Below are 6,384 nucleotides of genomic sequence, written 5' to 3'. Positions count from 1 at the left end.
GTTCTAAAGATATATGCATCTAACACCCCTCTTCGGTAACTACCGTTGAAACGCTCTACATAACTGTTTTGTGTAGGACATCCCGGTTGGGTATATTTGATCGTTATACCATTAGCTTTGCACCAATCCTGGAATTTATTTGAAATAAATTCAGGTCCATTATCACATCTTATAGCTTCAGGCTTTCCCTTAAGCCATATTACTTTCTCCAATATTCTTATAACACGTTCCGCCGGCATTGAGATTGATATCTCTTGAGCTATGGCGGAACGGTCAAAATCATCCAATATATTCAATACACGAAACTTACGACCACACTCCAAGCCGTCACTTACAAAGTCCATAGACCAAGTTTGATTGGGCAGACCTGGAGTAATAAGAGGTTGCTTAACTCTTGCTGGCAATCGTTTCTTTAGCTTTGAGCGCTTATTAAACCTCATCAGTTTATAAACCCTATACACTCGTTTATGATTCCATTTTTTACCTTCCCGACGTAATCTTGAATAGATTTTCCAGAATCCATCGCCAAACTCTGAGGCTTCTCGAATGGAATCAATTACCTCATTATCATCCTTCTTTTCAGCATAATAGAAATACGAACGATGAATCGATATTAACCTGCATGCCCCAGTGATGCTGATTTTGTAATCCGTTACTATTTCTGCTACAACGTCTTTCTTTACCTCGGGCTCTATAGCTTTTTTTCGATGACATCCTTTAGGATCTTATTATCTAAAGCTATATCAGCATACATCTGCTTTAGGCGACGATTCTCTTCTTCAAGCTCTTTCAAGCGCTTAATATGGCTTGAATCCATGCCGCTGTACTTCGATCTCCAATTATAAAGAGTAGCACGAGATATACCATATTCACGACAGATAACATCTGTAGATAAACCACTATCAAGCTGATTGACTGCTTTTACGATTTCATGCTCACTGTGTCTTGACTTTTTCATCTTTTATTCCTCCTTGACAAATTTAATAAGATTTGTCTAATTACAAACAGTCCGACTTAAAGGGAAGCACACAAAAAAGGGAAGCTGACAGGAAGCACACAGTACCTTATGGAATTGAAACCGCAGAGGTAAAAGCATCTTTTCCAATTGATTTTTTCTTTTAATTGTACCTTATGGAATTGAAACACATATCCTTTACTTGATGCTGGCATTCTGTCATTCTTTTAATTGTACCTTATGGAATTGAAACAAAGCCAATAATATCAATAATCATTTTAAAAATGCATTTTCACATATCATCTTGCGTGGACGAAAAGAATTCCATATATTGCAGCAGTATTTCCCCTAAATTAGTAAGTATATGGATGATCTTAAAATCGAAATGCTTTGTACGGTTCTAGATAAGATACCTTACGGGTCCACATTCCATTTAGATGGTGTTATGATGGAGAGCCTTATACTACATTCCTTTCCTGATTTTAACTCTTTTTCCCAATTTGAATATTCTAATAAAAACAAATTATACGATACGGACCGCTTTTTCATATTAAATACTAATAGCATTTCATGGCTTAAGGAGTATATTCAATCCCACAATTTATTAGATGTTTTTATGTTTTATCGCATCTACGACAAAGATCATAAAGAGATCTTTTTACGTGTATATGATACAGATAGTTATGAAGTATCCAAAAGTTTAAATATTAAAAAAAAAGTCATTGAAGAATGGAACTCTAAACAAGGACAGGGCTGTTATTGGGGGCTGAGTGACTATATATCTTACACGAAAGAATTGATTGTATAGCTTAAACGAGCTTACAATTACACTTTACAAAACATCTAATTACCATGAATACAGATACAATAATTAATATTCTTCGCACTATAGAATGCGAATACAACGCTAATCATTACAAGGATGGTGGCGGTGAATTTATTCACCAGCTATCTTCTAAACTATCTGTTACAGTGGAGGATGATAAAGAAAGCATATTAAAATTCTTTTTAAATGAAGTAGAGTTCAATAACAATAATTATCGTTCAGTCGCATTGAAAACAATAGTTGAAATAAATGCAATTGAACTTGCTCCCAAACTTGAAGAATTATATAAAGAATGGCATCTTTCAAAAGATGATCATTGGAACTATACATTAGTTGAGGCAATGCTACAATTAAAATATCACAGTGTTATATATGAAGATTTTATAATTTATTACTTCCAAAAGGATCCTGACAAAGGCTTTCCACTGGTATTATATTACTGTGACATAGTTCCTGAAGCAGGTCTTGTTATCTTATCACAAACCTGCCTATTTTTCCTACAAAAAGAATCTGCGAGTTGGAATCTTTTTAGAAGTAAACTTACTTTTTTAATATCACACGTTTTGAAAAATAAAACATTCTCATTCCTTGAACTCATTCAAAAAATATCTTCCATTAATAAAAATGGAGGTAATGAGTTTAAGAAATATTTAATAAATGAACTCACTAGTGTCCACTAAAGATTAGCGAATTCCCCCGTAAGTTATTAAATAACAATGCATTAGAGTTCATATTCCTGCGTGACGATTTGAATGGATTACATTTGCAACCAATAAGCAAACCACTCATTCGATGAACACCGGAAAATATATATTCTCTCAACTTGTAGAGTTCCTGCCTCAAAGAGTTTTTGATGCAATTGTCATGAAATACGAAGGTAACAAATATGTGAAGCACTTTACGTGCTGGAATCAACTCCTCGTAATGATGTTCGGGCAGTTGAGTAACCGTGACAGTCTTCGTGATCTTGTGACAACTCTCGCAGCTCATGGAAGCAAAGCGTATCATCTTGGCTTTGGCAAGCATGTAACGAGAAGTAATCTTGCAAAAGTCAACGAACGACGAGAACCCAAAATCTTTGAGGAGTTTGCTTATCGGATGATTGATATTGCAAGAAAGAAACGAATCAACAAAGATTTTGAGATAGACGGACAGGTATATGCCTTTGACTCGACCACTATCGACCTTTGTTTGCGTGTCTTCTGGTGGGCAAAGTTCAGACACACTAAGGCTGGTATCAAAATGCATACGCTTTACGATGTTGAAACAGACATACCCACGTACAGACATGTTACTCAAGCAAAGCTTCATGATCAGAATGCAATGGACTCTATTCCTTATCAGCCAGGGGCTTATTACATTTTTGACCGTGGATATTTTGATTTGAAGAGACTCTTTCATATTACAGAAATTGAATCGTTTTTTGTTATACGGCAAAGAGGGAATCTCCAATATGAAATCCTTGAAGAACTTGATGTCAACCATAATAAAAATGGCATACTCTCTGATCAACTTATAGAACTGACAGGTTACAACACTGCCAAGAAGTATCCGGAAAAACTTCGCAGAGTTGTCTACTATGCAGCTGATTTGAACCGAACTTTTGTCTACCTGACCAACAACTTGGAAATACCTGCTCTGCAAGTTGCCCTCTTGTATAAATATTGTTGGCGAGTGGAACTCTTTTTTAAATGGATTAAGCAACATCTTAAGATTAAGTCCTTCTGGGGGACAACTGAAAGTGCTGTTAGAATCCAGATATTTACCTCTATCACAGCTTATTGCATGGTAGCTATTATAGAGCATGACCTTAAATCGCATAGGACGACATACGAAGTGTTGCGAATTTTGATCGCTTCCCTGTTTGACAAGACTCCGATCAAAGATATCTTTGCTAATGAACCTGTATGTGATACTGAAGATGGTCAATTAACTCTTAATTTATTTTAGTGGACACTAATGAAATGAACTAATTAATTACGGAAAACGTATGAGATGTGAGCAAATGGTCAGAAAAGAGATTGAACATATACAATAGATAATAATTGTTGGAAATTAACAGCAAAATTCAATAAAAAGCCAGTATTTGGGCACTGTAAAAAAAACACTTCAGAGATGGAACAATTGGGTAGTTGACGAAAAGGAGCGCTAGATGCATATATTTTTCGAACACTCACTGATATTAAGGGAGCTTTACTATATTATTCGTATATTCTGCAGCAATAGCACTCGCCTAAAATAATTTTGCTATTATTGTTTTAACTTTGTCGTATATAAATAGTCCTACAAGTAAAATAGAAGACACACTTGTTGCGAAAATCAGGCTAGTTTCTGATAGTACAGTCAAAAAGAGTGCCCAAATAACAATGATTGCAATAGCAGAAAACAGCCATTCTTTCCTAGATATAGCTCCACTAAATCTAAATTTATTGCTTTTTAATCGTTTATAAATAAAGATTAAAGTATAGACAAAGAATGATATACCAAAAAATGTTACGGTAGTTTGTATTGCAACATTTATATTTGAATATAAAACCCAAATTAAAGTAAAAAAAGCAACTATATACAATATGATTACCTTATTTCTTTTTATCATCTTCCAATAATTTATTTGTATAAGTAAACATTATATTCGAACTTACTATTCAAACTGTAGTTGCAGATTGAGCTTTCTTCCTCTGCAAGCTGTTGGATTATGTTCAACGATCCGTTCATCAACTAAATAGACATATGGCGAGCACCTCCCCCTTTTTAATCAGCAGCGGCAAATGTAATACATTATATGAGATTTTGATCACATCTTAATTAAATTTTATGAAAAATGGCATCTTTCAAAAGGATCCTGACAGAGACTTTTTAAGAGTAAACTTACTTTTTTTTTAATATCACACGTTTTGAAAAATAAAACATTCTCTTTCCTAGCACTCATTCAAAAAAACATCTTCCATTAATAAAAATGAAGGCAATGAGTTCAAGCAATACTTAATTAAATGAGCTACTAAAATTACGGAAAAAATATGGGATGTAAGCAATATATTAGCATCAGTGATCCCCGACTCTTCTTTATAAAAACTTTTTTACTTCTACCGTGTTATTACTTAATACAATTATTAAATCATTAATAAAGAAAGTTATGAATTTTATTTGGTACATACTCATTGGTATACTTGCCGGTTATCTGGCAGGGAAAATTACTCGTGGTGGCGGGTTCGGTTTATTCACAAACTTATTATTAGGAATTGTGGGCGGTGTGCTGGGTGGCTGGGTATTCAGTCTGCTAGGATTCCAAACAACAAGTATTATCGGTAACTTAACCACTTCAACAGTTGGAGCTATTCTTCTTTTGTGGATAGCGTCTTTCTTCAAACGAGGCGACTGAGACTTTTCAATTACAAGAATCAAATAACGCGGTGAGAGCTTCCTAATTAGAGATGTTCTCACTCTTTTTTGTCCTGATTTCCAATATTTTCACGCTACACTAAAGCCAATTACTACAAATCTTTATATCTTTGCGTGCAAATTCAATTTACTCGCCAAATGACTTCAAGAAAGAACAAAAAGCTACTAATTGGTATATCTTTAGGTGTATTGTGTAGTCTTTGTGCCTTGGGCACTATCTATTATTATCTGCTTTATCCGCAGTTCAAACCGTCTGACAAAGTATATGTGTACATTGACAAGGATGACAATACCGATTCTGTGTTTAACAAGGTTATTGCTGCCGGAAATCCGGGTAACTTTCAGGGGTTTCGGTTGTTGGCCAAATACCAGAACTTCAGTGAGCACATACATACCGGGCGGTACTTAATCAATCCGGGCGATAATATCTACCGTGTTTATAAGCGTTTGGCACGCGGGCACCAGGAGCCTATGAATCTGACTATCGGCAACCAACGAACCAAAGAGAAGTTGGCCGGTTATTTGGGAAAACAATTGATGATTGATTCAGCCGAAATTGCCAAACAGCTACTGGATTCTGCTTTCTGCGCGCAGTTGGGCTACAAAGAGGAAACGGTTATCTGTCTTTTTATTCCGGATACGTACCAAATTTATTGGGACATCAGTCTGGATAAGTTCTTCAAGCGGATGCAGAAGGAGCACAGCCGTTTCTGGAACAGTGAACGTCTGGCCAAAGCGAAATCCATCGGTTTTACTCCGGAAGAGGTGGTTACCATTGCTTCTATCGTTGAGGAGGAAACAAACAATAACGCCGAGAAGCCTATGGTAGCGGGGCTATACATCAATCGTTTGCATGCTTCCATGCCGTTGCAAGCCGATCCGACCATTAAATTTGCCTTGCAGGATTTTGGACTGAGGCGTATCATGAACAATCATCTGAACATCAATTCGCCTTATAATACGTACCGAAATATCGGTTTGCCTCCGGGCCCCATCCGCATACCTTCTGTCAAAGGCATTGATAGTGTGTTGAATTACACACGTCACGATTACATTTATATGTGTGCCAAAGAGGATTTCTCGGGGACTCATAATTTTGCGGCAAACTATGCCGAACACATGGCCAACGCACGCAAGTATTGGCAGGCTCTCAACCAACGTAACATTTATAAATAAAGTATATAATACCAGATTAACACCAAAA

8 protein-coding genes are annotated in these 6,384 nt (G+C 36.0%); 5 read left to right on the top strand and 3 right to left on the bottom strand.

What is annotated here, in order from left to right:
* Positions 1 to 635 (bottom strand): IS3 family transposase (locus tag C511_RS18085; protein ID WP_244877229.1); only part of this gene is annotated, 635 nt, incomplete at its 3' end.
* Positions 636 to 691: 56 nt separating this feature from the next.
* The gene (locus C511_RS0108290; protein ID WP_024996675.1) at positions 692 to 958 is read right to left on the bottom strand and encodes a transposase; all 267 of its coding nucleotides are present in this window, start codon (positions 956 to 958) and stop codon (positions 692 to 694) included.
* A 361-nt stretch (positions 959 to 1,319) separates the two neighbouring features.
* Here C511_RS0108290 and C511_RS0108285 point away from each other — a divergent pair, with 361 nt between their 5' ends.
* The 3 genes from C511_RS0108285 to C511_RS0108275 all read left to right on the top strand — a co-directional run bounded on the left by C511_RS0108285 (position 1,320) and on the right by C511_RS0108275 (position 3,731).
* Positions 1,320 to 1,763: a hypothetical protein gene (locus C511_RS0108285; protein WP_027318029.1), complete on the top strand. Its 444-nt coding sequence runs from the start codon at positions 1,320 to 1,322 to the stop codon at positions 1,761 to 1,763.
* 44 nt (positions 1,764 to 1,807) lie between these two features.
* Entirely contained in the window at positions 1,808 to 2,461 is a 654-nt protein-coding gene (locus tag C511_RS0108280) for a hypothetical protein (RefSeq protein ID WP_024996677.1), read from the top strand.
* A gap of 112 nt (positions 2,462 to 2,573) precedes the next feature.
* Complete coding sequence (locus C511_RS0108275; RefSeq protein ID WP_024996678.1) at positions 2,574 to 3,731, top strand: IS4 family transposase; 1,158 nt, start codon at positions 2,574 to 2,576, stop codon at positions 3,729 to 3,731.
* Between the two features lie 283 nt (positions 3,732 to 4,014).
* Here the strand turns inward: C511_RS0108275 and C511_RS0108270 are convergent, their stop codons facing one another.
* Complete coding sequence (locus C511_RS0108270) at positions 4,015 to 4,377, bottom strand: hypothetical protein (protein WP_024996679.1); 363 nt, start codon at positions 4,375 to 4,377, stop codon at positions 4,015 to 4,017.
* 537 nt (positions 4,378 to 4,914) lie between these two features.
* Between C511_RS0108270 and C511_RS0108265 the strand changes: the two genes are divergently transcribed.
* Both C511_RS0108265 and mltG read left to right on the top strand, forming a co-directional pair.
* Positions 4,915 to 5,160 carry a GlsB/YeaQ/YmgE family stress response membrane protein gene (locus C511_RS0108265; RefSeq protein WP_024996680.1) on the top strand — a complete coding sequence of 82 codons (246 nt, stop codon included), beginning with the start codon at positions 4,915 to 4,917 and terminating at the stop codon, positions 5,158 to 5,160.
* Between the two features lie 158 nt (positions 5,161 to 5,318).
* Positions 5,319 to 6,356 (top strand): endolytic transglycosylase MltG, encoded by a 1,038-nt coding sequence (gene mltG, locus C511_RS0108260; RefSeq protein ID WP_024996681.1) that lies wholly within the window; start codon positions 5,319 to 5,321, stop codon positions 6,354 to 6,356.
* Positions 6,357 to 6,384 lie beyond the last annotated feature (28 nt).

Origin of the sequence: Bacteroides graminisolvens DSM 19988 = JCM 15093, from assembly GCF_000428125.1 — a bacterium.
Taxonomy (GTDB): Bacteria; Bacteroidota; Bacteroidia; order Bacteroidales; family Bacteroidaceae; genus Bacteroides; species Bacteroides graminisolvens.
The sequence above is the reverse complement of the archived record's forward strand: the minus strand, read 5'-3'. Positions and strand labels throughout refer to the sequence as shown.